Annotated in this window: 1 protein-coding gene and 1 pseudogene; both read right to left on the bottom strand. The window is 43.0% G+C overall.

The window, feature by feature from the left end; genetic code table 11:
- Positions 1–314 (bottom strand): annotated as a pseudogene (locus B4C48_RS12695) (1-acyl-sn-glycerol-3-phosphate acyltransferase); the annotation flags it as partial.
- Positions 308–946, bottom strand: a complete 639-nt coding sequence (locus B4C48_RS12690) for a beta-ketoacyl synthase chain length factor (protein WP_291357070.1) — start codon at positions 944–946, stop codon at positions 308–310. The gene B4C48_RS12690 and the pseudogene B4C48_RS12695, both read right to left, overlap by 7 nt.
- Between the last annotated feature and the right edge of the window lie 141 nt (positions 947–1,087).

Raw genomic sequence — 1,087 nt, 5'->3', positions numbered from 1 at the left:
ACATCCACCAGAGTCGGATGATTGGCAATCACCAGTTCCTGCTTACTGTGCTGTAATTTTTCCAAACCTTCAATGTCATAGGTCATAATTCCAAGCTTGACCATCATTTCGGTAAAGCCCTTGAAACTATGCTTAATTACTTTTTGAGTGCGCTGCTGTCGTAAACCTGGATTCTGGGTAGACAGATTCACCAATGGCGCAACCAGCCCACCAATCGCCACGCCACCAATGCCGAAACTGGCGAAACTAAAACCGGTTGCACCCACACGCCACAGATAGTTGGCTTTTTGTTTAATCCGATCGCGCTTTAACATTTTTGCCATACCTGAGTTTGAGAATACTCAAGACTCTGTTCAGATTGCTGCCAAAAATCATAAAAATTCTGTGCATCGATATATTTATCACGATGATGGGGTAATGCATGCATATCCAGTTGCAGATTCGGCGCTTCAAGGCTCACCATTGCCGACATGGCAAAGGCATTGAAAGATGCAGCTTCCTTATAAATTTCAGGTAAAGCTTCATCATAATAAACCACCAGCACACGTGCATTTGGCTGAGCACAGGTCTTTAACCAGGCATAGGCTTCAATCAGCGCTTCACTCCACGATGCCGCCAAACTGGTCGAAGGCGTGGCATCCTGACATAAAATCGAATACAGCCCGGCAATGGCATTATGCACTGAAGTCGAAAACTGGGTGGGTGACGGGGTTTGATCTTGCAGCACATCGGCCAAAATTTTTAAGGTCTTATGTTCATCACCATATTGCGATGCCCAGACAATATAATCTACCGGTTCAGAATTCAGAGATTGAATAGCGCTGCTTAATGCCAGTTTCGCAATGCCCGACAGTCGCCGCCGCTGCATAGCAGGAATCTGTTCTAGGGCGGGAACTGTTTCATCGGCACGACTCATGCACAGTTGTGACACATTAATTTGAAGCATTGCCGTAATTTTCCATACCCTAAAATATTTTAGCTCGAGGCTATTTTAATTTGCCGGATTATAGCATTTGTAATAAAAATTACACAAAAAGTATCTTGTATAATATTAATTATTTAAATTTATATTTTTGATTTCATTGTG

Source organism: Acinetobacter sp. UBA3106, from assembly GCA_002365595.1.
Classification (GTDB): Bacteria; Pseudomonadota; Gammaproteobacteria; order Pseudomonadales; family Moraxellaceae; genus Acinetobacter.
Note: the sequence above shows the minus strand (reverse complement) of the source record. Positions and strands in the feature narration are given on the sequence as shown.

Bases quoted from the DNA above. Each gene is read 5' to 3' on its own strand.
- B4C48_RS12690 (WP_291357070.1), bottom strand. From the start codon at position 946: ATGCTTCAAATTAATGTGTCACAACTGTGCATGAGTCGTGCCGATGAA.